Origin of the sequence: Roseovarius pelagicus (genome assembly GCF_025639885.1) — a bacterium.
GTDB classification, from domain to species: Bacteria; Pseudomonadota; Alphaproteobacteria; order Rhodobacterales; family Rhodobacteraceae; genus Roseovarius; species Roseovarius pelagicus.
In genome coordinates this window covers 2943403-2966369 of the sequence record NZ_CP106738.1, presented here as the reverse complement: position 1 = coordinate 2966369, position 22967 = coordinate 2943403, and the positions used below count along the sequence as shown (strand labels likewise).

Annotated in this window: 17 protein-coding genes and 1 tRNA gene; 9 read left to right on the top strand and 9 right to left on the bottom strand. The window is 58.8% G+C overall.

Annotated features, from left to right (window positions below; genetic code table 11):
* The first annotated feature begins 25 nt into the window (after positions 1 to 25).
* The 3 genes from N7U68_RS15710 to N7U68_RS15700 all read left to right on the top strand — a co-directional run bounded on the left by N7U68_RS15710 (position 26) and on the right by N7U68_RS15700 (position 4748).
* Complete coding sequence (locus N7U68_RS15710; protein WP_263047420.1) at positions 26 to 1873, top strand: PAS domain S-box protein; 1848 nt, start codon at positions 26 to 28, stop codon at positions 1871 to 1873.
* Positions 1874 to 2122: 249 nt separating this feature from the next.
* Positions 2123 to 3229 (top strand): OmpP1/FadL family transporter, encoded by a 1107-nt coding sequence (locus N7U68_RS15705; protein WP_263047419.1) that lies wholly within the window; start codon positions 2123 to 2125, stop codon positions 3227 to 3229.
* Between the two features lie 784 nt (positions 3230 to 4013).
* Entirely contained in the window at positions 4014 to 4748 is a 735-nt protein-coding gene (locus N7U68_RS15700; RefSeq protein ID WP_165194058.1) for a hypothetical protein, read from the top strand.
* A 481-nt stretch (positions 4749 to 5229) separates the two neighbouring features.
* On the opposite strand, the gene N7U68_RS15695 is transcribed toward N7U68_RS15700, so the two are convergent.
* The 3 genes from N7U68_RS15695 to N7U68_RS15685 all read right to left on the bottom strand — a co-directional run bounded on the left by N7U68_RS15695 (position 5230) and on the right by N7U68_RS15685 (position 7736).
* Positions 5230 to 5303 (bottom strand) — tRNA-Cys (locus N7U68_RS15695).
* Positions 5304 to 5396: 93 nt separating this feature from the next.
* Positions 5397 to 6890, bottom strand: coding sequence for a D-alanyl-D-alanine carboxypeptidase/D-alanyl-D-alanine endopeptidase (dacB, locus tag N7U68_RS15690; protein ID WP_308446144.1), 1494 nt, complete (start codon positions 6888 to 6890; stop codon positions 5397 to 5399).
* A 228-nt stretch (positions 6891 to 7118) separates the two neighbouring features.
* Positions 7119 to 7736: a nicotinate-nucleotide adenylyltransferase gene (locus tag N7U68_RS15685; RefSeq protein WP_263047418.1), complete on the bottom strand. Its 618-nt coding sequence runs from the start codon at positions 7734 to 7736 to the stop codon at positions 7119 to 7121.
* 190 nt (positions 7737 to 7926) lie between these two features.
* On the opposite strand from N7U68_RS15685, the gene N7U68_RS15680 reads away from it, so the two are divergent.
* Positions 7927 to 9690, top strand: coding sequence for a putative bifunctional diguanylate cyclase/phosphodiesterase (locus N7U68_RS15680; RefSeq protein WP_263047417.1), 1764 nt, complete (start codon positions 7927 to 7929; stop codon positions 9688 to 9690).
* A 99-nt stretch (positions 9691 to 9789) separates the two neighbouring features.
* Complete coding sequence (gene ettA / locus N7U68_RS15675) at positions 9790 to 11445, top strand: energy-dependent translational throttle protein EttA (RefSeq protein ID WP_165194063.1); 1656 nt, start codon at positions 9790 to 9792, stop codon at positions 11443 to 11445.
* Between the two features lie 203 nt (positions 11446 to 11648).
* On the opposite strand, the gene N7U68_RS15670 is transcribed toward ettA, so the two are convergent.
* Entirely contained in the window at positions 11649 to 12257 is a 609-nt protein-coding gene (locus N7U68_RS15670) for an REP-associated tyrosine transposase (RefSeq protein ID WP_263047416.1), read from the bottom strand.
* Between the two features lie 24 nt (positions 12258 to 12281).
* Positions 12282 to 12623, bottom strand: a complete 342-nt coding sequence (locus N7U68_RS15665) for a BrnA antitoxin family protein (RefSeq protein ID WP_263047415.1) — start codon at positions 12621 to 12623, stop codon at positions 12282 to 12284.
* A gap of 168 nt (positions 12624 to 12791) precedes the next feature.
* On the opposite strand from N7U68_RS15665, the gene N7U68_RS15660 reads away from it, so the two are divergent.
* Positions 12792 to 13940, top strand: coding sequence for an NAD(P)/FAD-dependent oxidoreductase (locus N7U68_RS15660; protein ID WP_263047414.1), 1149 nt, complete (start codon positions 12792 to 12794; stop codon positions 13938 to 13940).
* A gap of 191 nt (positions 13941 to 14131) precedes the next feature.
* Positions 14132 to 14338 carry a cold-shock protein gene (locus tag N7U68_RS15655; RefSeq protein WP_165194070.1) on the top strand — a complete coding sequence of 69 codons (207 nt, stop codon included), beginning with the start codon at positions 14132 to 14134 and terminating at the stop codon, positions 14336 to 14338.
* A 61-nt stretch (positions 14339 to 14399) separates the two neighbouring features.
* On the opposite strand, the gene N7U68_RS15650 is transcribed toward N7U68_RS15655, so the two are convergent.
* Complete coding sequence (locus N7U68_RS15650; RefSeq protein ID WP_263047413.1) at positions 14400 to 15110, bottom strand: arylesterase; 711 nt, start codon at positions 15108 to 15110, stop codon at positions 14400 to 14402.
* On the opposite strand from N7U68_RS15650, the gene N7U68_RS15645 reads away from it, so the two are divergent.
* Complete coding sequence (locus N7U68_RS15645) at positions 15109 to 15795, top strand: ABC transporter ATP-binding protein (protein WP_165194074.1); 687 nt, start codon at positions 15109 to 15111, stop codon at positions 15793 to 15795. The two genes, N7U68_RS15650 and N7U68_RS15645, sit on opposite strands and share 2 nt — an antisense overlap.
* Positions 15792 to 18311 (top strand): ABC transporter permease, encoded by a 2520-nt coding sequence (locus tag N7U68_RS15640; protein WP_263047412.1) that lies wholly within the window; start codon positions 15792 to 15794, stop codon positions 18309 to 18311. Before N7U68_RS15645 ends, N7U68_RS15640 begins: the two co-directional genes overlap by 4 nt.
* Before the next feature lie 125 nt (positions 18312 to 18436).
* Here N7U68_RS15640 and gcvP read toward each other — a convergent pair whose 3' ends face one another.
* From gcvP to gcvT, 3 genes are all read right to left on the bottom strand, one after another.
* Positions 18437 to 21286 (bottom strand): aminomethyl-transferring glycine dehydrogenase, encoded by a 2850-nt coding sequence (gene gcvP / locus N7U68_RS15635; protein WP_165194077.1) that lies wholly within the window; start codon positions 21284 to 21286, stop codon positions 18437 to 18439.
* Between the two features lie 142 nt (positions 21287 to 21428).
* A complete protein-coding gene (gcvH, locus tag N7U68_RS15630) occupies positions 21429 to 21788 on the bottom strand; it encodes a glycine cleavage system protein GcvH (protein ID WP_165194079.1) in 360 nt (119 codons plus the stop codon).
* 19 nt (positions 21789 to 21807) lie between these two features.
* Positions 21808 to 22932 carry a glycine cleavage system aminomethyltransferase GcvT gene (gcvT, locus tag N7U68_RS15625; protein ID WP_165194080.1) on the bottom strand — a complete coding sequence of 375 codons (1125 nt, stop codon included), beginning with the start codon at positions 22930 to 22932 and terminating at the stop codon, positions 21808 to 21810.
* Positions 22933 to 22967 lie beyond the last annotated feature (35 nt).

Sequence of the window (22967 nt, the reverse complement as noted above, 5' to 3'; positions counted from 1 at the left end):
TACTTTGAAGAGGCGGCATAGTTCCATGGTCACAGACACACACAAGCAGAAGTCGGCGGATTCTGCTATAATTCACGCCTTTAAGCATATGCAAGTGCCGTTAATGATCGTGGAGCCAAGCGGCACAATTCTTCATAGCAACAGAGCTGCGGGTCAGTTGTTTGGTTATAGCGACGATAACCTCAGTAAGCAGATGATTTTCGATGTTCTGCCCGTCGATTCCGTCAAAGAGTTGAACGCTTACATCCCACCCGGTGATTTCGACGCCATAATCAAAGGGATCATCGGGCGACGGCAGGATGGAGCCTCGGTGCTGCTCGCCATCCATTTAACAGCATGGACTGACGAAAATGGAGCGATACAGCATGCACTTGTCCTTCGCGACATCGCAGAGGAAATGGAAGCTGATCGGATCAGAAAAGCAGAGATGAAGCGCGCGGATAGCGCGATCAAAGGAGCGAGAATCGGAGTCTTCGAATTTGATGTGAAAACACAGTCAGTCTTGGTTTCCGATCTCTGGCGCGAATTGATGGGCCTGGAACAGACGCCGACCAAAGAACTCCGGATGGCATGGATGGCTAGAATTCACCCGGCTGATCTCGAGATCGCGATGGAGCCCATCCGGCGTTGTGTCGATGAAGGTCATGAACGTGCCAGTTCCGAGTATCGCCTGCGATCAAGAGATGGAGAAAGCTGGCGCTGGATGCGAACAGATTTGGCGATAGCCAAGCGCGATAAGAGCGGCGAGACAAGCTGTGTAGTCGGCGCCGCGACGGACATCACCGAGCGCAAGGCCGTGGAAAGCACCTATCACAGGATCGCCGAACAGTTCAGATCATCATTCGAAGCTGCAACCATTGGAAAAGCTTTGGTTGGCGTCGACGGCCAGTTCCTGAAGGTAAACCGATCACTTTGCGAGCTTCTGGGCTTCTCAGAAGACGATCTGTGCAAAATGGATTTCCAGTCAATCACCCACCCTGAGGATCTGGAGCTAGATCTTAACCAGTTCGATCTTCTCAAAAGAGGCAAGATCCCATCCTATAAAAGGGAGAAGCGATACATACGTTCGGACGGCACCGTGCTGTGGGGGCTGTTAAGTGTCGGGATGATTACCGATGCCGAAGGTCAACCTGAACATTTTGTGTCTCAGATCGTGGACATAACCGATCAGAGACGGCTGAACGAATTAAAGAGTGAGTTTGTCGCGACAGTGAGCCACGAACTGCGAACCCCCCTGACATCGCTGCTGGGATCATTGACCCTATTTTCAGCGATGGAAGGTGCCAACTTATCGGATGGCGCGCAAAGGCTGGTGTCGATCGCGGAAGAAAACGGGAAGCGTCTAAGTTCTTTGATCAACGATATCTTGGATTTTGAAAAATTCTCAGCCCGCCAAATGAGCATTAATGCAGCCCAGCACGAAGTCGCGAGCCTGATTGATGACGCAGTGTTAGCCAATCTGCCGTTTGCGGAACAATTCGGCGTGAATTTCAACGTCACCTGCCGCGAAAGAAATCTGGCAGGGTTTTTCGACCCCAAGCGGTTTCAGCAAGTCCTCTCGAATTTTCTGTCTAACGCAGCCAAATTTGCCGATGAAGGTAGCACAATCGACATTCTAGTCGAAGCAGAGAAACATAATATCCGTGTGTCCGTCAGCAATCAGGGCGCTGGCATTCCCGAGTCGTTCAAGGATAAAGTGTTTCTGCCCTTCACCCAAGCGGCCCCCGTGGCCAAACGCAGGCGTGGTGGAACAGGTCTTGGCCTCAGCATTACTAAGCAAATCGTCGAACAAATGGGCGGCGATATCGGTTTCAAAAGTGACGACGGAGAAGTAACCACATTCTGGTTCACACTTCCACAAAATATGACTTGAGGCTCTGTCTCCGACCTGCGTCTGCGCAGGCTCCGCCCCGACTTGGCGCTCCGCAAAAATTCCCGTGCAGTGCAATCTGCGCAAGGATTAGGGACACGGAAACCAACGGGAAAGTCGGGCAGGCTCAGTATTTGATGCTATTTTAACACGCATGATGATACCCTTTAGGTTGATTATCAAAAAAGTATTTCAATTTACAGGGTATCATACAACTATGAATTCGTAGCTTTCGATAAATGGAATGCCGCGATGAAATCTTCGATGCTGACAGCTAGCTTCGCGCTGGCCCTCACTCTTAACCCTGCTTACGCAGGGAACCTTGACCGCACGAAAACGCCGATCGACATAATTTTCGAGCAGGGCAGCTATGCGGAACTGTCATTTGGTTTTGCCATGCCCAGCGTGACTGGGGTCGATAGTCTGGGTAACGCCATTTCAAACGTAGGAGCCGACATAAGTGCGATAGGCGCCGGTTTGAAGCTGCAATTAAGTGACCATTTCTCACTCGCGATAATTTATGACCAACCTTACGGAGTGGACTTGGAATATGGTGGCAATCCCGCGACCACCCTTCTCGGTGGAACCATGGCCAAAGCCGAGTCCGATGAGCTGAAGATACTGTTCCGTTATGGGATCACGGATCGCATTGCCGTCTATGGCGGCCCGCGGATCGTCGGAGCGGATGGGAACATCACCTTGTCGGGCCTCGCATATGGCGGGTTGAACGGATACAACGCCCGATTTTCGAGCGACCAAGGACTTGGCTATGTGCTTGGCGCCGCATACGAAATCCCGGAAATCGCTTTTCGAGCGGCGTTGACTTATCATTCCGAAGTCGAACTGAACATGCAGACCACCGAGACCTTCCCCGGCGGTGCCCCCGCAGCAACCGGATCCACCAAATCGACTTTACCGCAATCCGTAAAGCTTCAGGTGCAGTCCGGCGTTGCCCAGAACACCTTGCTCTTCGGCAGCATACGTTGGTCTGAATGGAGCGTGTTCACATTGAACCCGCCAAGCCCTGCTCCCAACCTAGCTTCAATGGTCGATGCCTGGACTTATGAGATCGGAGTTGGATACCGTTTCTCTGACAAGTTTTCGGCGAGCGTGACCTACAGTTATGAAGATGAGGAAGGTAACAATCTCGTATCGCCGCTCGCCCCGAATTTCGGAAATCAATCGCTAACATTGGGCGGCAAATACCAAGTAACGGATCAACTCAGTCTTGCGGGCGGGGTGAAGTATACTTGGTTGGGTGATGCTTTCCCTGTCACCAATCCTCCGAATACCCCCCGCGCAAGCTTCAGCAACAACGATGCGATTAGTGTTGGCGTTAAAATAGGTATGAGCTTTTGAACAACGCTTGCCCGTTATAAAACAGTTTGAAACGGATAGCATTTCGGCCTTGGTGGCGATCATGGATTGTTCGTCGCCGAGGGTCCTTTCTTGGCACATCTCGAAAACGCTGGTGAATGACTTCTGTAGCGAAGCTCTGAACGAGGCGATCCACAAGTTTGTGCCACCTGAGATAGTGAATACCAACAGTCGTAAGATGGTCACCAGTACCCGGCTGGCTTGACGATCTAGCATCTCCAAAATCTTTTGCGGTGTCGGTGGTGCAAAGTCTGCAAGGGCCTTTTTTTATTCTGCTCAGTCCGTATGCTCTTTAGGTCTTTAAGCATATCTGAATATCGGTTGTCCGAGATAAGACGTTTTAAAACTGGTATTGCGGCATCCGGGCTATCGCTGGAAATTGACCCGACCAGTTCAGAAAGGCAGAGATAGGCCTTTTCACCCTTTGGGCTTTCCGAGCCATGACTTCCGAGCAAAGGAACTTTTGGCCAAACTCCTATGAAAGCATCAAGGATGGCCTCGACCTTGCAAGCGGTTATACGTTCATGCGCTTAGCAAGCTCCACTTGTTTCAAGCCTGCTTCGCCCCGCTTCTCAATGAGAAAGCGAATTAGCTCGTCATGCCGTTGATCTCCAAGAGTTTTAGGCATGAAAGCCCCATGCAGTTGCAGTGGGCTTGTTGACTATATCTCAAAAGTGGGTATCTAAAATTCAGATACGGTAGGCGCTGTAGCCCGCCGAAAAATTCAAAAGACGATTTGCGTCTTGGCAGTATCAGGGAGTTCCGAATGAGCCTGAGCGATAAGACGCCTGACCACCATGTTGCGTATGGCGCAGCTATTGATGGCTTTTCCGCAGCATCCGCCAGTTTGGCCGTTGTTGGACGGTATTGGTGGAACTTGCAAATGCGCCTATTGGTTGCCACGGGCACGATGCGGTTCTTCAAAGCGCAGTGGTGGCTATTTCTTATCGTTGGGTTTCTGTTATTGGCTTTCGTCATGCCGCTTGGCGTTGCCTTTGTGGTCAGCTCGTTTTGTGCAGGCGAAATGGACCCCAAGGCGAAAGACAACTTCATTGTGCCACTTAGGCGAGGCGCTCTTACGGCAACTGCGCACACCAATGACGAACTTGGTGAAGGTGCTGCCTCTGTTTCCCAGTCCGACACCTTAGAGGATGCACGGCTTGCCGCTGGCCTTCATCATGTCGGCTACTTGCGCGCTATTGGTCGGGAAGTTGACGACAATGAGTTTGCAGCCGCCGCGTTGGGTGCCTTTGACGGCACGGTACAGGCTTTCGGTTTAAAGCTATCGGACCTTGATATGCACACGATGGGCGCGGCATTCATTGTGGGCCAACTTAAGAACCTTGGTCGCATGAACCAAGTCGATCCAGAGTGGATAGCAGAAGTCACGATAGAAGCGATGTCCTCTGAGAAACTGAACGCGACCCGGCTTGAAGCAGGGCGCATGGCCTATGCTATGGAGGGGGCCATGCAGGATGGCCCCGCTCAGCACACATCCTAGCCGCTTGGGGCAGCGTACAAGCGGTCAATGGCATCTTTGAGTTGGTCCATTGTGTAGCCCTCTCGCAAGTATACTTCTTGGGTCACGCCTGACCGGGCATGTCCGACGATGCACCGGATGATCGGTTCTGGCACACTGGCTTGGCCTAGTCGCGTAACGACTTTGTGCCGTAGACTGTGAAAAACAAGTCCCGGTTGCTTGATATCCAGCTTTGGCAAAAAGCTCTCATTGCACCAGCGTCCCAAGTTGCGGCCATAGCCGCCATTTGCGCTGTAGCTGTGCTCTGGGAACAAGCGTGTGCTCGCCCTGCGACTTGCCACAAAGTCAAGAAATCCGAATCTCGGTATCGCGTTGCTCATTATTGGCAACCTTAGAGACGTGAACTGCGCCGCCATTGCGGGTGAAACCGGAACGGAATGAAAACAGAACGTGAATGTGTGGCGGGGTGCTGAAAAGTGTGTGGCAGAAATCTGCTAAGTATTGGAGGCGAGTACCGGAATCGAACCGGTGTACACGGATTTGCAATCCGCTGCGTAACCACTCCGCCAACTCGCCGCCGGGTGTGGTTGCGTCGGATTAGCGGATCGTCCGGGTCGGTGCAAGCGTCATTGCAGCGGCGAGCGGTCCGCGCAAGCCATATACGAGACGTTAACTGCCATAGACAGCATTCCAGCGCTCAATCAATTGCTGTTGCAGCCGCTTTGATCGCGCATTCCATGCGGCCGATCCGGGGGGGCGCTCTTGGGCAGATTTTGCCAATCCACGGCGCTTTGCCTGATTCCCGGTCAGGATCGCAAAGGCCAGCTGCCGCCCCCCCGGCCCGGTTGCATAGCCTGACAGCGAGCTCACGAAGTACAGGGTGCCGGTCTTGGCCAGCACTTCGACGGGGTGCCCCTTGTCGATCTGACCATTTTCGTGGCGCATCACGAACGGCTTCAACAGCGGTGCCAGTGCCCCCTGCCCCGCGACCTTGGCCATCGCCCTCGCCAGACTCTCGGCGCTCAGCCGCGATTCGGACCCCAACCCCGAGTGATCCACCAGTGATGCGTCCTTCATCCCCAGTTCCGTGCGTGCCCAAGCCGACATCTCGCGCCCCGAGGCCGCCAGCGTCGTGACCTTGCCACGGCGGGCGACGGTGGCCGTCATGCCGACCAGTTCCGCCGTCAGGTTGTTGGAATATTTCAGCATACCGCGCAGGATCGTACTCAGCGCGACACTGTTATGGGTTACCAGTGCCGTCCCACGCGGCGCACCGCCCTGTGGTTTGGCACTGTCCAGCTTGATCCCGTGCGACCGTGCAAACGTGGCAAAGACTTCGCCCGCATAACTCGCCGGATAACGCACTGGCAGCCAGCGGGTCCCCCCCTTGCCCAGCGCCTGCGATGCAACGGTCCATTCATCATGATCACCAGCATCGGTGTAGGTATAGACCGGCGCGGCGCGGTTCGCGATGCGCATCCGGGCCACGCGCACGGCAGGACGGTATTTGGCCGACCGCGCATCCATCGTGACGGTATAGCCGTCCGCCCCCCGCGCCCATTGAAAATGTACCCGGTTGAAATTCAGGTTCAGCCCCGATAGCGACGGATTGTATCCCACATGATCGGGCTGGGTTTCGTCGATGACCCGCACATAGGGCAGCGCCCCGTCAAAGACGCGAAATGCCCCGGTAACGGCCCGGATGCCCGCCCCTTTGAGGTTAGCGGCCATGCCCGCCAGCGCATCGGTGTCCAGCGTCGGATCACCGCCCCCCGCCAGAACCAGATCCCCCTTGATCACACCATTCTCGATCGGTCCCGTGGCAATCAACTGCGTGCGAAACCGATAGCCGGGGCCGAGGGCGTCCAGCGCGTAGAGTGCCGTCACCGCCTTGGTCACGCTTGCAGGAGCAAAGCCGGTATCGGCATTGCGTGTCTCCAGCAGCGCGCCGGTTTTTACGTCGACGACCGCATATCCCACCTTGCCACCCAGCTTGGCACGATCAATCAGTGTCTGCGCATCAGGTGCCTTGGGGCGTGGTTTGCGCGCAGTAGTGGCCAGATCGTCCGGGCGCAATTGCGGTCGCAACGACACGGCAGGCGCACCCGCCCACGCCGCCCGGATCCCCGCGCCACTGGCCAGCGCAGAGATTGATCCTGTCAAAAAGGCACGTCTTGAAAAGGGCAGCATCATACCGCAGAGTAAAGCGCAGCCGCGCGCGTCAGACAACGCCGAATTAACCTTTTTCAGTCACGTTCTTGGGTGTTTAGATCGCATATGATCATTCGCCTGAAACAATACCCTGTCCGGGGCGCTTACTGTATCTGTCGCTGCACATAAACTGACACTCATGTCTGGCAGGCCTCATCCTAAGTCGGCCAACAGTCCGTTTCAGCCGTCTGATGCCGCCGTCCACACCCCCGAGGCCCGTAACGCCGTCGAAGAGATCGCCAGCATCGGCACATTGACGAAACACCACACCGGGGCCTGCAATCGTGCCAACCGCTGGCTCTGACGACCCGGCAGACGGTACGGGGCGTAGATGCGCGCCGCCTTGGACCCACGCGCCGCCGTACGGGCGTCGGGGCGTGCCAGCACGCCCACAGGCACGGTCTCCATGATTTCTTGCCAGTCTTGCCACTGATCGAACTGCGCCAGATTATCGGCACCCATCAGCCAAACGAACCGCACACCGGGACGTGCGGCACGCAATATTCGCAATGTCTGCGCCGTGTAGCGCGATCCGATCTGCGCCTCGGCATCCGAAATGAAAACGCGTGGATGCTGCATCACTTGCGCCGATGCCTCCATCCGCTGCGCCATCGGCGCAGGCCCGTGCGCCTTTAGCGGATTGCCCGGACTGACCAGCCACCACACCGCGTCCAGCCCGAACCGCTTCAGCGCCTCGCGAGTGATATGGGCATGGCCCGCGTGCGGTGGATCGAACGATCCCCCCAGCAATCCTATGGTCTGGCCGGGCCACGACAGCGGCAAGGTGAGGGCAGGCATAACGCCGCAAGCTCCTTAAATTTTAGGGATTTTTAATCAGAACCCCTTGGGAAAGCCACCCAATATTAAGCCCCGCTTGCAAGGCTGCGAAAACGCAACAAGGCATATTCCGGGTAAAGCAGTGGGCAAACAATCGCGAACTGACGGGAAACCACCCCGCACGGCTACGGCAGCCCGGCGGGATGCGGGTTTGCCGGACTTGATCCTGGATCATGTGCGCGATGGCATCATCCTGCTGGACATCAATGGCCGGGTGAAATGGATGAACCCCGCCTGCGAAACGATGCTCGGCTGGGCATTGTCAGACATCAGGGGAACAAACCCGCAGGATCTGATCCTGCCCCCTGAACATCGCAGAACGCGCAAGCAAACCGCAAACTTTCGCTACGATTTTTCGACCTCGTTGTTTGATGGCTACCGCATCACACAACATCTGCGCCGCGACGGCAGCCGATTCTGGAACCAGCAAAGCCATTCATTGATCAATCTCGGCCCCGACGATTCACAAAAGATGGTTGTGGTCACGTGCCGCGACGTTTCGGATCAGGTCACGACACAGGCCGCGCTGCATCAGGTCAAGGACGATCTGGAACACGCCGCCTATCATGACGACCTGACCAACCTCGCCAACCGCAAGAGACTGTCGCAATACATGCACAGTAACAGGGTAACCGCCCAGATCGCTGCCGGTCGGATCGGCCTGCTCCAACTCGACCTCGATAAATTTAAGGAAATCAACGATACGCTCGGCCATGCCGCTGGTGACATGGTGTTGTGTCATGTGGCGGACGGGCTGCGCCAACATGCCCGGCCAGATGACTTGATCTGTCGCAACGGCGGGGATGAATTTCTGCTGTTCTGCGCTGAAACCAGCAACCGCACCATGCTGATGGCGCGCGCCGAACAGGTTATGCGTACCATCAATCACCCTCTTGTCTGGAAGGACCAGACCATCACCATCGGCATTTCCATCGGGGCCGCGCTGTCCACTTCCGGCACCACCTCGGGCGAGGCGCTGATACAACAGGCCGATCATGCACTATATAGCGCCAAGGACGCCGGGCGTGGGCAGGTTGTCTATTACACCGATCAGCTGGGGCAACGGTACCGCGCCCGTCAACAACTGAACCGCGACCTGAAACAGGCCGTGGAGCAGGATCAATTCACCATTTTCCTGCAACCAATGCTGGATCTGGCAGGCAACCGGATCACCGGATGCGAGGCGCTATTGCGATGGAAACACCCGCATCGCGGATTGCTGGCACCCGCCTCGTTTCTCTCGGCGGCAGAGGCCATCCAGTTGCTCCCCGATATCGACTACCTGTCGATGAACCACGCGCTGGACGCATTGACGCAGATGCGACAGGCGGGATTTTCCGATCTCACACTGTCGCTGAACGTGTCCAGCACGATCCTGTCTGATGTGAACTACCCCGGCCTCCTCGACTGGGCCCTGCAATCGCGCAACCTGCCGCATTCCAGCATTTGTGTGGAAATACTGGAAACCAGCCTGCTGGACGTCAACAATACCCGCGTGATGGCTGCGGTAGCGCAGTTGCGCCGCATCGGCGTTCGCGTCGCACTGGATGATTTCGGCACCGGTTACGCAGGCCTGTCGCACATCTCGACGATCGAGGTGGACGCGATCAAACTCGACCATTCGATGATTTCCCGGTTAGAGAGCGCACCGCGCCACCGCGTCGTCACACGTTCAATCATACGCCTCTGCGCGCTCTTGGGCATGGACGTCGTCGCCGAAGGCGTCGAAACCCAAGGCCAGCTTGATATCCTGCGCCGCGCCAAATGCCCGTTCATTCAGGGCTTCGGCCTTGCCCGCCCGATGCCAGTGCCTGACATGATCGACTGGCTGCGCACGAACACCCCGCTGCCCGCGCCGCTCGTGCTGGACGCCCCGGTTCCGACCAGCGCCGCACCGCACAAAGCCCGGCAATAGCGCTCTCTCGACCATGTGCCGCAAACTCCCTGTTTGAAATCGCCGCGTCTGACGGTTACATGCTGGCCAACATCCGATCTCAATCAGAAAGCATCACCCATGGCAGCCTATCAATATGTCTATCACATGCAGGGCGTCTCCAAGACCTATCCCGGCGGCAAGAAATGCTTCGAGAACATCCATCTCAGCTTCTTGCCCGGGGTGAAAATCGGCGTCGTTGGCGTGAACGGGTCGGGTAAATCCACTTTGATGAAGATCATGACCGGCCTTGACACCGATTTCACCGGCGAGGCGTGGGCCGCCGAGGGTGCCACTGTCGGCTACCTCCCGCAGGAACCGCATCTCGACGAGGCGCTCACCGTGCGCGAAAACGTCATGCTCGGCGTTGCCGGGAAAAAGGCCAAGCTTGACCGTTTCAATGAGCTGGCGATGAACTACTCGGACGAAACCGCCGATGAGATGGCCGAACTTCAGGATCAGATCGACGCCGAAAACCTGTGGGATCTGGACGCCCAGATCGACGTAAGCATGGAGGCCCTGCGCTGCCCTGCCGATGACGCTGCCGTGGCTTCGCTCTCGGGCGGGGAACGCCGCCGCGTGGCATTGTGCAAACTGCTGCTGGAAGCACCCGACATGCTGCTCCTGGACGAGCCGACCAACCACCTTGATGCCGAAACCATCGCATGGCTGCAACAACACCTGATCGACTACAAGGGCACGATCCTGATCGTCACCCACGACCGTTATTTCCTTGATGACATCACCAGCTGGATCCTCGAACTGGACCGCGGCCGCGGCATCCCCTACGAGGGCAACTACTCCGCATGGCTTGAACAAAAGGCTAAGCGCCTGAGCCAAGAGGCCCGCGAAGATAAATCCAAGCAGAAAACGCTGGAGCGCGAGCTGGACTGGATGCGTCAGGGCCAAAAGGCCCGGCAGGCCAAATCCAAGGCGCGGATCAACGCCTATAACGAGATGGCCGGTCAGTCAGAACGCGAAAAACTGACCCGCGCCCAGATCGTCATCCCCAACGGCCCGCGCCTTGGCGACAAGGTGATCGAGGTGACCGGCCTGAAAAAGGCGATGGGCGACAAGCTCTTGATCGAAGATTTGTCATTCTCCCTGCCCCCCGGCGGCATCGTCGGCGTGATCGGCCCCAACGGCGCCGGTAAATCAACCCTGTTCAAGATGCTGACAGGGCAGGAACAGCCCGACGCCGGCACGATTGAATATGGCGACACGGTTGACCTCAGTTACGTGGATCAGTCCCGCGATGACCTCAACGCGGATGAAAACGTCTGGGAGGCGATTGCCGATGGTCAGGACATCATCAAGCTCGGCGATGCCGAAGTTAACGCCCGCGCCTATTGCTCAGCGTTTAACTTCAAGGGCGGCGACCAGCAGAAGAAAGTCTCGTTACTGTCGGGCGGCGAGCGCAACCGCGTCCACATGGCGCGCCTGCTGCGCTCGGGCGGCAACGTCCTGCTTCTCGATGAGCCCACCAACGACCTCGACGTCGAAACCCTGCGCGCCTTGGAAGACGCTCTGGTAGATTTCGCCGGCTGCGCCGTGGTCATCTCTCACGACCGTTTCTTCCTCGACCGCATCTGCACCCACATGCTGGCGTTTGAGGGCGACGCGCATGTGGAATGGTTCGAAGGCAACTTCGAGGATTACGAAGAGGACAAGAAACGCCGTCTAGGTGCCGACGCGCTGGAGCCGACGCGGATGAAGCACAAGAAATTTGCAAGGTGAGATTTGGCTTTTAGCCAAACCTCACCCGTGCGCGAAAGCGATTGCAACGCAATTGCGTGCGCCCCCGGAAAATACAAATGTGATTTGTATTTAAATTGAATGGCGCGTGCCTTAGGCGGTGGACAGCCCCTCATCTGTAGGCCGGGCTTCAGCCCGGCACACCCTGCGAACAGTCCTCTCCAAATGCCGGGCTGAAGCCCGGCCTACGCATTCCGCACCCGCCCATGTACCGACGAATACGGCCAATCCTCCGCCCGCTCGACAAACCCATGCTTCACCGGATTCTCCCGACAGTACCGCATCAGTGCGTCATATTCCGCCGCATCCCGCACATGATGCTCCCAGAACCGCCGCTGCCAGACTGCGCATTCGCGCTTGTTCACCCGTAGGCCGGGCTTCAGCCCGGCATATCTGCCGGATGACACGACGGGCAATTCGACTGCCGGGCTGAAGCCCGGCCTACGGTTGGCATTTCTTCCCGGCGCCACGCCCGGAAATCCGGTCGCCGGGCTGAAGCCCGGCCTACCCACGTCATAACCGTCTTCGCGCAAACTGCGCGTGAACCGTGCCTTGATCGCACCCCAGCGTGTCGAATAATCCGCATCACCCTCGGGCAGCGTCCAGATGCAATGCATGTGATCGGGCAACACCATCCACGCGTCCACGTGAAACGGTCGCGTCTTGCGCGTCAGCCCGACTGCACCGCGCAGCAGGTCAATCTCATCCACCAGCAGCCGACTGCCCCGCACCGCCAGATTGACGGTAAAGAACACGCAAGCGCCGGGGACCCGGGGACGAGTGTAGCAAGACATCCCGCCATCCTGCCCAAGACATGGTTAACAATCCGTTTCATTGTTGCGCGCCAGACGCGCGTTCAGCATCTTCTCCAGCTTCACCTCGCGCGCGATATGCATTTGCGCCCAAGTCGCCAGCAGCCGGTTGATCCGCGCTTGATACCCCTTCCCCATCGCGCGGTAATAACGCGCCACCGAGCGATCCAGATAGAGCGTCACCTTTTCCTTTGGCTCAGTCACGTCCACATCCGCCTCCAGCGTGTGCCACGCATCGGGGATCTCCGTCTCAATCCGCAGCGGGATCCAGTCGTCGCGCATCAGTTGGATCAGGTTTTTCATCAGACCCTCGCGGGCGATACGTTCAGTCTTGGTCATGCGGGCCATCGGTCCCTCCGGTTTTCAGAGCGCCAACATCACCCCAAAGGATTAACCGCCAGTCATGTGACCGCACTGACCCGATACCGACGTGATACCGATGTGATACCGATCCCCCTTTTCGCCACGTCACCCAGTCTTTATGACAGGCCAAAAATTCAGTTCCGGACCAGTCGTATGCCCACATTCGACCTCATCATTCTCGGTGCAGGCCCCGCCGGCTCCGCCGCCGCCGTGACGGCCCGGCAGGCTGGTCTGAGCGTCGCAGTGATCGACAAGGCCGTGTTTCCGCGCGCCAAGCTTTGCGGCGGATTTTTTACCGGGCGCGCAGAGGGATACTACCGCGACATTTTTCAGCGGCCGCTTGATCCGCAGATGTTTCAGCCACGCGAAAAGATTGTCTTTTATCTGGATGGCACGCCACTGGGGGACGCGAGTGACACGCTGCCAATGTACCTGACGATGCGGTGGGATATGGATGCGCATCTGTTTGATCTGGCGGTGCAGGCAGGCGCGGCAGATTTCTCGGGCCACCGCGTGGCGGCGCTTGATCTTGCAGCACGTAGCGTCGTGCTGGATGGCGGCACAACGCTTTGGTATCAGTCGCTTATCGGCGCGGATGGGGTGCAAAGCATGGTTGCTCGCGCGCTCTTCGGGCAATCCTTTGACAAGACAAAAATCGGTTTCGCGCTCGAAGTGGAGGCCCCGCCGCAAGCCGAAAATGCCGTGGTGCGGATCGACTTTGACGCGGCCAGTTGGGGGTATGGCTGGCAGTTTCCCAAACGCGCCAGCACCACCATCGGTATCGGCGGGTTGCAGTCCCAGAACTCCGACATTCAGGCCCGACTTGCGACCTATCGCACTCGGCTGGGTGACGACAGCCCAGCGCGGGTAAAGGGGCATTTCCTGCCTTTCGGCAACTATCGCCGCGTGCCGGGACGCGGTGCAGTCCTGTTAGCCGGGGATGCGGCAGGCTTTGTCGATCCGATCACTGGCGAAGGCATCGCCTATGCCCTGCAAAGCGGTCATATGGCCGCGATTGCCGCCGCAAACGCGATTCGAACCGGCCAACCCGACAGCGCGATGCGTCATTACGCGCGTCTGGTCCGGCCTATCCAGCGTTCGCTTCGGTTGGCTTGCTTCTTGCGCCCGCTGATCTTTGCATCCCGCCTGCGCCCATTCTTTCGACGCGCCTTTGCCAACTCGACCAGAGTCAAGCATGCTTACCTGTCGATGCTATCCGGCAAGGTCGAATATCCGCAGTTGATGCGGCTGACGGCCCGCCGCCTGCCCGGCGCGCTCTGGCGTAGTCTACGCCGCCCCTGATACGTCAAACCGGCGGGCATTTGCCTAAAAAAATGCCTTTCCCCTTGCGCGATGGCCCAAGGCAGCGCATATTCTCGTCGCGACGTTACCACTATCGACCACCTGCTCCTCACGGCTCAGTCACTCGATCTTGCACGACTAGCCAGGCTGCCGCACCCTGCGGGCAGCGTTTATCGAAGGAGACCAACGGGATGGCTAATGGCACCGTAAAATGGTTCAACTCTACCAAAGGCTTCGGCTTTATCGCACCGGAAACCGGTGGCAAAGACGTTTTCGTTCATATTTCTGCAGTCGAACGCGCCGGTCTGACCGGTCTGGCCGACGACCAGAAAGTGACATTTGACGTCGAAGCAGGCCGCGACGGCCGCGAATCGGCGACCAATATCGCCTTGGCATAAGCGCCATTTTAAAACGTCGAGATTGGGGCCCACGGGCCCCTTTTTCATGTCTGGCACCGTGTCATTTCTGCCCTGCCCGTTCGATCAGAGCGACGACTGACGGCCCAATCCCCTCGACAATCAGCGCCACGCCCGCCTTGTTCGGGTGGATGCCGTCGGCCTGAAAATATTTCTGCTGCGCACCGCCACCCTGCGCTTCGATGCCGGCAAAAAAACTTTCCAGATAGAGCGCATCGTGGGTTTCGGCCAACTCCGGATAGATGGCGTCGAACGCTGTCTTGTACTCTGGGCCGTAATTGCGCGGTGCACGTAGCCCGATTAACAGAACCGGGACACCCTTTTGCTCGGCGACCTTCAGGATCGTCTCCAGATTTGCACGGCTCACGGTCGGATCAATTCCGCGCAGCAGGTCATTGCCCCCCAGCGCCACGATCATCGCGTCGACATCATCGGTCAGGCTCCATGCCGCCCGCGCAGCGCCGCCTTGGGTGGTGTCGCCCGACACCCCGCCATTGATTAAACGTGCGGCAGTGCCCTGTTGGGTCAGCCATTGGCCCAACTGCGGCACAAACCCGTCCGCCTGTACCAGCCCGTACTCTTGCGTCAGGCTGTCACCCAGTGCCAACACCGTTACAGGATCTTCGGCATAGACCGGGCGGGCAGTGGGGCCAACAAACGTGACAGCAAGCAAAAGAAACGCCGCCAACGCCTTGCCCCTCAGGCCGCAGAGGCCATATGTCAAAAAAACCTTCACAAACAGGCGCGTCCGCATGCCCCATCCTCCGCTATCTCTATCAGGTGCCGCATTGTCACTTAGATCGAATGCGGGGTTGGTCGAGATACTTCACGGCATCACTCTCGAAGTCCAGAGCGGCGAGACATTGGGTCTGGTCGGCCCCTCTGGCTCGGGTAAATCTTCGTTGTTGATGCTGATGGGCGGGCTGGAACGCGCCACATCGGGAACAGTCACGGCGCTGGGGCACGATTTGTCCGTGATGTCCGAAGATGCGCTGGCGCGACTGCGCCGCGACCATTTCGGAGTTATCTTTCAATCTTTTCACCTCATCCCGACAATGACCGCACTGGAAAACGTCGCAACCCCACTAGAACTGGCGGGGCGCGCCGATGCCTTTGAACGCGCCCGCGCGGAACTGGCTGCCGTTGGCCTTGCCGGACGCGCCGATCACTATCCTTCGCAACTGTCAGGCGGTGAACAGCAACGTGTCGCTTTGGCCCGCGCGGCCGCGCCCCAGCCCGATATCGTGCTGGCAGATGAGCCTACCGGCAACCTTGACGGCAGCACCGGTGCCACGATCATTGACCTGCTCTTTGATCTGCGCGACCGGCACGGCACAACGCTGGTTCTGGTCACACATGATGCCGATCTGGCGGCGCGTTGCGACCGAGTGATCAGCCTGCGTGACGGGCGCATCGACAATACGGCAAACGCCGCATGAGGATTGCTCTCGCCGCACGATTGGCGCGACGAGAGCTGCGCGGCGGCCTCGCGGGTTTCCGTATTCTGCTGGCCTGTATCATCCTCGGCGTTGCGGCCATTGCGGCCGTCGGCACGATCCGAGAGAGCATCGCTGCAGGGCTGGCCCGCGACGGTGCCGCACTCTTGGGCGGTGATGCAGAGATCGCGTTGACCTATCGTTTCGCCACGCAAGCCGAGAAGGCATGGATGGAGCGAAATGCCGATCGCATCTCGGAAATTGTCGACTTTCGCTCGCTTGCGCGTGGCCCGGATGACGCACGCGCACTCACGCAGGTCAAGGCCGTTGACAACGCCTATCCCCTGATCGGCAACGTCGATCTGGACCCGCAAATACCGCTCTCAAATGCGCTTAGGGGGCAGGATGGCCTGCCCGGCGGCGTCATGGCTCCGGCACTCATCGCACAGCTAGGGCTAACCATCGGTGACAGCTTCCGACTTGGCACGCAGGATTTTCGTCTGATGGCCGCATTGGTGGACGAACCGGACACTGCAATGTCGGGCTTCGGCCTCGGCCCACGTACTATCGTGGCAACGTCGGCGCTACAGGCATCCGGTCTACTGGCACCCGGTACGCTATTCAGCGCACGCTACCGGTTGGTTCTGCCAACGGGTACGGATCTTGCTACCGTCCAATCCGATGCCGAAACCAGCTTTGCCTCCAGCGGGCTAAGCTGGCGGGATGCGCGTAACGGTGCACCGGGTGTGGCAAAATTCGTGCAGCGTCTTGGTGCATTTCTGGTGCTGGTGGGTCTCAGTGGGCTGGCTGTCGGTGGTGTTGGCATCTCTGCGGCTATCCGGGCGTATCTCGCGCGCAAGACCGGGGTTATCGCCACCCTGCGCACATTGGGTGCAGAACGCGGGGTGATCTTTGCCAGCTACCTGCTGCAAATCGGCGTGCTGGCAGTGTTGGGAATCGCGATGGGCGTGCTGCTTGGCGCCGGGTTGCCAGTCCTTTTATCCCCCCTGCTCAATGCAAGGCTTCCGGTGCCTGCGGTCTTTGCCTTCTACCCCGCCCCGATGATCGAGGCGGCAGTTTACGGCACATTCACTGCTCTTCTCTTTACCCTATGGCCATTGGCGCGCGTGCTGGACATCCGTGCCGCCAGCCTTTTTCGTGGCGACGAGGCACACCACCGCACCCTGCCGTCATGGCCGTTTCTGATGGTCACCGCCCTTCTGCTGGGCGGGTTGCTCTACGCAGCGGTCTGGTTTTCGGGCAACCTGCGGCTGACCCTGTGGACAGCAGGCGGTATCATCGGCGCACTCTTCTTGCTGAGCGTGTCAGCACAAGGTGTACGAGTGTTGGCCCAAGCAATGCGACCCGCCGCACGCGGCAGACCACCGCTCCGATGGGCGCTTGCATCCATTGGCGGTCCGGGTACCACAGCAGGGCCAGTGGTGCTGTCGTTGGGACTGGGCCTGTCAGTGCTGGCCGCCGTAGGCCAGATCGACGGCAACCTGCGCGGCGCAATTCAGGGCGACCTGCACGAGCGCGCACCTTCATTCTTTTTTGTCGACCTGCAAAAGGACCAGATGGAAGGGTTCCGCGCCCGTCTGAACCGTGACCCCGGCGTTACCCGGATCGACAGCGCACCGATGTTGCGCGGCATCATCAGCCAGATCAACGGACGCCCCGCAGCGGAGGTCGCAGGCGATCATTGGGTACTGCGCGGCGACCGCGGTCTGACCTATTCTGCCGCGCCGCCTCCGCGTGCCCGCCTCACCGCAGGCGAATGGTGGCCATCTGATTATAGCGGCCCGCCTCAGATCAGCTTTGCCGACGAAGAGGCGGCCGAAATGGGACTGGCGCTCGGCGATACCATCACTGTCAACATCCTTGGCCGCGACATCACCGCAGAGATCACCAGCCTGCGCGAAGTAGATTTTTCCACCGCCGGGATCGGATTTATCATGTCGATGAACCCCGCCGCACTACAAGGCGCGCCGCACAGCTTCATCTCGACCGTTTACGCCGATGCGTCCTCAGAGACAGCGATCCTGCGCGACATTGCGTCAACCTATCCCAACGTGACGGCGATCAGCGTGCGCGATGCGGTAGATCAGGTGGCGGCGCTGCTGGCCGGGCTGGCAGCAGCCACATCATGGGGCGCAGCGGCAACGTTGCTGACCGGGTTTCTGGTGCTTATCGGCGCAGCGGCCGCCGATCAGGGCGCGCGTGTCTTCGAGGCTGCCGTGCTCAAGGTGTTGGGGGCCTCGCGAGGGCGCATCCTGCTCAGCCTCGCCCTGCGCGCTGCGCTATTGGGGGCGGCAGCCGGGATCGTGGCCATTGGCGCGGGTATTCTCGGTGGCTGGGCCGTCAGTTACTACGTGATGGAAACCGACTTCGCCGTGATCTGGCCATCTGCCCTGATCATCGTCGCTGGCGGTATCGGGGTTACGCTACTGGCCGCTCTCGGGTTTGCCTTGCGCCCGCTGGCCGCGCGTCCGGCTCAGGTTCTGCGTTCGCGCGAATAGGGTGGCCTTTCAAACCCATCCCGCAGCTCTGTTCAGGGGCAGCGAAATACGCAGTCTTGCGATGAAACACGCCCCGAGACGATAGATACCGGCGGCCGCGGACAAAATCCGGGCCGCCGGTCTGATTATTCGGCCGCTTCGGCATAATCCTCCAACGGAGGACACGTACAGATCAGGTGTCGATCGCCGTGGACATTGTCAACGCGGTTGACCGGCGGCCAATATTTGTCCACGCGGAATGCACCGGGCGGGAAACACCCCTGTTCGCGGCTATATGGCCGGTCCCAATCGGTAACCAAATCCTCCATCGTGTGCGGCGCATTCTTCAGTGGGTTATTCTCCGCGTCGATCTTGCCTTCCTCGATGGCGCGAATTTCCTCGCGGATCGCCAGCATCGCATCACAGAACCGATCCAGTTCTGCCTTGGTTTCGGACTCGGTCGGCTCAATCATCAGTGTGCCCGACACCGGCCAGCTCATCGTTGGGGCATGGAACCCGCAATCGACCAACCGCTTGGCGATGTCATCCACCGTCACATGCGCACTGTCGGCATAGGGGCGCGTATCGATGATGCACTCATGCGCCACCCGACCCTCGCTGCCGCGATAGAGCACGTCATAGGCCCCCTCCAGCCGCTTGGCGATATAGTTGGCATTCAGGATCGCCACGCGGGTCGCTTGTGTCAGACCCTCGCCCCCCATCATCAGGCAATACGCCCATGAGATCGGCAGCAGAGATGGCGAACCGAACGGTGCCGCACTGACCGGGCCCTGCACCCCACCTGTGCTGGGATGGCCCGGCAAGTGTTCGACCAGATGCGACTTCACGCCGATTGGCCCCATGCCGGGACCACCGCCGCCATGCGGAATACAGAACGTCTTGTGCAGGTTAAGGTGGCTGACATCTCCGCCCAGATCACCGGGACGACTGAGGCCGACCATCGCGTTCATGTTGGCCCCGTCGATATAGACCTGACCGCCATGCTCATGGGTGATTTTGCACACGTCGCGTACTGTTTCCTCGAACACGCCATGCGTGCTGGGGTAGGTGATCATGCAGGCGGCCAGATTCTCGGCGTGTTTTTCCGCCTTGGCACGGAAATCGTCCACGTCGATATCGCCGTTCTCGGCCGATTTGACCACGACGACCTTCCAGCCGACCATCTGCGCGCTGGCGGGGTTGGTGCCATGCGCACTGACCGGAATCAGGCAGACATTGCGATGCCCTTCATCCTGCGCGCGGTGATAGGCCGCAATGGTCAGCAACCCCGCGTATTCGCCCTGCGCACCAGAGTTAGGCTGCATCGATATCGCCGCATAGCCGGTGATATCGCACAGCTTGGCGCTGAGGTCTGCGATCAACTCTGCATACCCTTCGGCCTGATCGGCGGGCACGAACGGATGCAGACGCGAGAATTCCCGCCAGCTGACCGGCATCATCTCGGCGGCGGCGTTCAGCTTCATGGTGCAACTGCCCAGCGGAATCATTGCCCGATCCAGCGCCAGATCACGATCCGCGAGGCGGCGCATATAGCGCATCATCTCGGTCTCGGCCCGGTTCATGTGAAAGATCGGGTGCGTGAGGTACTCAGTCTTGCGATGCATGTTCTCGGGGACCCGGTATTCGGGCTCGAACTTGTCATCCTTCTCAGTGATACCAAATGCGCGCCAGACTGCCTCGACATTCTCGGGCCGGGTGCATTCGTCAAAGGTGATGCCAACGCGGGTTTCGCCGACTTTGCGCAGATTGATCTTTTCGTCCACGGCCGATTTCATCACTGCCGCCTGCAACGGCCCAACATCCACGGTGATCGTGTCAAAAAAGGATTGCGGATCGACTTTGAAACCAGCCTTCTCCAGCCCCTTGGCCATACGCACCGTCTTGCGGTGGATGCGCTGCGCGATGGCCTTCAGGCCCTTGGGTCCGTGGAACACGGCATACATTGATGCCATCACTGCCAACAGAGCCTGCGCAGTACAGACGTTGCTGGTGGCTTTCTCGCGGCGAATGTGCTGTTCGCGGGTTTGTAGCGACAAACGGTAGGCACGGTTGCCATGCGCGTCGATGCTAACCCCGACGATCCGGCCCGGCATCGCACGTTTATAGGCATCACGACAGGCCATATAGGCCGCGTGCGGGCCGCCATAGCCCAGTGGAATGCCGAAACGCTGAGTGCTGCCCACCGCGATATCCGCATTCATCGCGCCCGGTTCCTTGAGCAGGGTCAGCGACAACGGATCTGCGCTCACGATACCGATGGCGTCGGCCTCGTGCAGCCGCGCGATGTGATCGGTATAGTCACGCACATGGCCGTAGGTGCCGGGATATTGAAAAATCGCACCAAAGACTGCGCTTGCGTCCATCTTGTCGGGGTTGCCGACAATCACCTCGATCCCCAGCGGGGCGGCGCGGGTCTGAATGACCGCGATGTTCTGTGGATGACAATCACGGTCGACAAAGAACGCGGTCTTTTTCGACTTAGCCACCCGCTGCGCCATGGTCATCGCTTCGGCGCAGGCCGTGCTTTCATCCAAGAGCGACGCATTGGCGATCTCCAGTCCGGTCAAGTCGCTGACCATCGTCTGGAAGTTCAGCAACGCCTCCAGCCGACCTTGGCTGATTTCGGGCTGATAGGGCGTATAGGCGGTGTACCACGCCGGATTCTCAAAGATATTCCTCTGGATCGCAGGCGGCGTCACCGTGCCGTGATAGCCCTGTCCGATCAGCGATGTCAGCACCTTGTTCTTGCTTGCCGTCACCCGCATGTGGTGCAGCAATTCGCGCTCGGACTTCGCCTTGCCGAAATCGAGCGGCTTTTCCTGACGAATGGATTTGGGTACCGTCTGATCAATCAGCGTATCAAGGCTGTCGACCCCGAGCACTTCAAGCATCGCCGCCATTTCGTCGGGCGACGGCCCGATGTGACGCCGGTTGGCAAAATCATATGGCAGATAGTCGATTGGTTCAAAAGCCATGTCGGCCTCCCCTCAAGAATGGCGCGCGGACACAATCGGCCCGCCCCGCTCTTTCATCTTTCTCAAAATACCTCTGCGCGGAGCGCACAAAAACCTTCACAGGTTTTGCCAAGGCTTTTCGTCAAAGCCTCGATCCCCGCAGTTAGCCGACGAACTTCTTGTACGCGGCCTCGTCCATGTAATCATCCATCTGGGTCGCGTCGCTGGCCTTCATCTTGAACATCCAGCCATCGCCCATCGCGTCGTCGTTCACCTTGCTCGGTTCGTCGGTCAGCACATCGTTCACTTCCGTGATCTCACCATCGATCGGGGCCAGAATATCGCTCGCGGCTTTGACGCTTTCGATCACAACAACCTCGTCGTCCTTGACCACTTCGGTACCGACCGAAGGCAGCTCGACAAAAACGATATCGCCCAGTTGTTCGGCGGCATGTTCGGTGATGCCCACAACCACGACATCATCTTCGACGCGCAGCCATTCGTGTTCTTCTGTGAATTTCATGTTGGTACTCTCCCTAAGATCAGCGTTTAAAGTTGGCCGGGACAAACGGCAGCGCCGTGATCGTGGCAGGCAACCTTTTGCCGCGCACATCCCCGTAGATCGTCGTTCCATCATCGGCAAAACCGGCGGTAACATAACCCATCGACATCGGGCCGCCCAGCGTAGGACCGAACGCGCCCGATGTCACATGGCCGATCACATCACCGCCCTCTGCCCCGGCGTATAGCTCGGTGCCCTCGCGCATCGGTGCACGACCTTCAGGTCGCAGTCCCACACGCCGACGTGTCGGACCATCATCCAATTGCGCCAGAATGGTATCGGCGCCGGGAAATCCGCCGGCCCGCGCACCACCATTGCGCCGCACCTTCTGGATTGCCCATGTCAGAGCGGCCTCGACGGGCGTCGTTCCGCTGTCGATATCGTGGCCGTACAGACACAGCCCAGCTTCCAGCCGCAGACTGTCACGGGCACCGAGGCCAATCGGCTCGACCGCATCAAGTGCGATCAACGCACGCGCCAGCGCCTCTGATTGATCTTCTGGCACAGAAATCTCGTACCCGTCCTCACCGGTATATCCGGATCGGGATATCCACAACTCACCCCAGTCCGACGCCATCACGCCCACATCCATGAAGGTCATCGACGCCACACCGGGCACCAGCGCCTCTAGCGCCGCCTCGGCTCCGGGGCCTTGTAACGCCAACAGCGCGCGATCAGTGATTTCTGTCACTTCACATTCCGGCAGGCCCGTTGTCATTCGGGTGATGTCCGCTTCCTTGCAGGCTGCGTTGACCACGACGAACATATGATCGCCCCGGTTCGCGATCATCAAATCATCCTCGATCCCGCCCTTGTCGTTGGTGAACATCGCATAGCGTTGACGGCCCTCGCCCAACCCCAGCGCATTGACCGGCACCAACGTCTCGAACGCGGTTGCTGCCGCGTCATAACCGCCTGGAGCGCGGATGATGACCTGCCCCATATGGCTTACGTCAAACAGGCCCGCCTCGGCCCGACAATGCAAATGTTCCTTCATCACTCCCAGCGGATATTGCACAGGCATCTCATACCCGGCAAAGGGCACCATCTTGGCACCCAGCTCCTTGTGCAATGCATTCAGCGGTGTCACACGCAGATCGCTCATTCGGCCTCTCCCTCGTGGCGCCGACCGTTCACGAC

Coding starts and splice junctions, on each gene's coding strand:
- N7U68_RS15710 (WP_263047420.1), top strand. CDS start 26: ATGGTCACAGACACACACAAGCAGAAGTCGGCGGATTCTGCTATAATT.
- N7U68_RS15705 (WP_263047419.1), top strand. CDS start 2,123: ATGAAATCTTCGATGCTGACAGCTAGCTTCGCGCTGGCCCTCACTCTT.
- N7U68_RS15700 (WP_165194058.1), top strand. CDS start 4,014: ATGAGCCTGAGCGATAAGACGCCTGACCACCATGTTGCGTATGGCGCA.
- N7U68_RS15685 (WP_263047418.1), bottom strand. CDS start 7,736: ATGCCTGCCCTCACCTTGCCGCTGTCGTGGCCCGGCCAGACCATAGGA.
- ettA (WP_165194063.1), top strand. CDS start 9,790: ATGGCAGCCTATCAATATGTCTATCACATGCAGGGCGTCTCCAAGACC.
- N7U68_RS15670 (WP_263047416.1), bottom strand. CDS start 12,257: ATGTCTTGCTACACTCGTCCCCGGGTCCCCGGCGCTTGCGTGTTCTTT.
- N7U68_RS15665 (WP_263047415.1), bottom strand. CDS start 12,623: ATGGCCCGCATGACCAAGACTGAACGTATCGCCCGCGAGGGTCTGATG.
- N7U68_RS15660 (WP_263047414.1), top strand. CDS start 12,792: ATGCCCACATTCGACCTCATCATTCTCGGTGCAGGCCCCGCCGGCTCC.
- N7U68_RS15655 (WP_165194070.1), top strand. CDS start 14,132: ATGGCTAATGGCACCGTAAAATGGTTCAACTCTACCAAAGGCTTCGGC.
- N7U68_RS15645 (WP_165194074.1), top strand. CDS start 15,109: ATGCCCCATCCTCCGCTATCTCTATCAGGTGCCGCATTGTCACTTAGA.
- N7U68_RS15650 (WP_263047413.1), bottom strand. CDS start 15,110: ATGCGGACGCGCCTGTTTGTGAAGGTTTTTTTGACATATGGCCTCTGC.
- N7U68_RS15640 (WP_263047412.1), top strand. CDS start 15,792: ATGAGGATTGCTCTCGCCGCACGATTGGCGCGACGAGAGCTGCGCGGC.
- gcvP (WP_165194077.1), bottom strand. CDS start 21,286: ATGGCTTTTGAACCAATCGACTATCTGCCATATGATTTTGCCAACCGG.
- gcvH (WP_165194079.1), bottom strand. CDS start 21,788: ATGAAATTCACAGAAGAACACGAATGGCTGCGCGTCGAAGATGATGTC.
- gcvT (WP_165194080.1), bottom strand. CDS start 22,932: ATGAGCGATCTGCGTGTGACACCGCTGAATGCATTGCACAAGGAGCTG.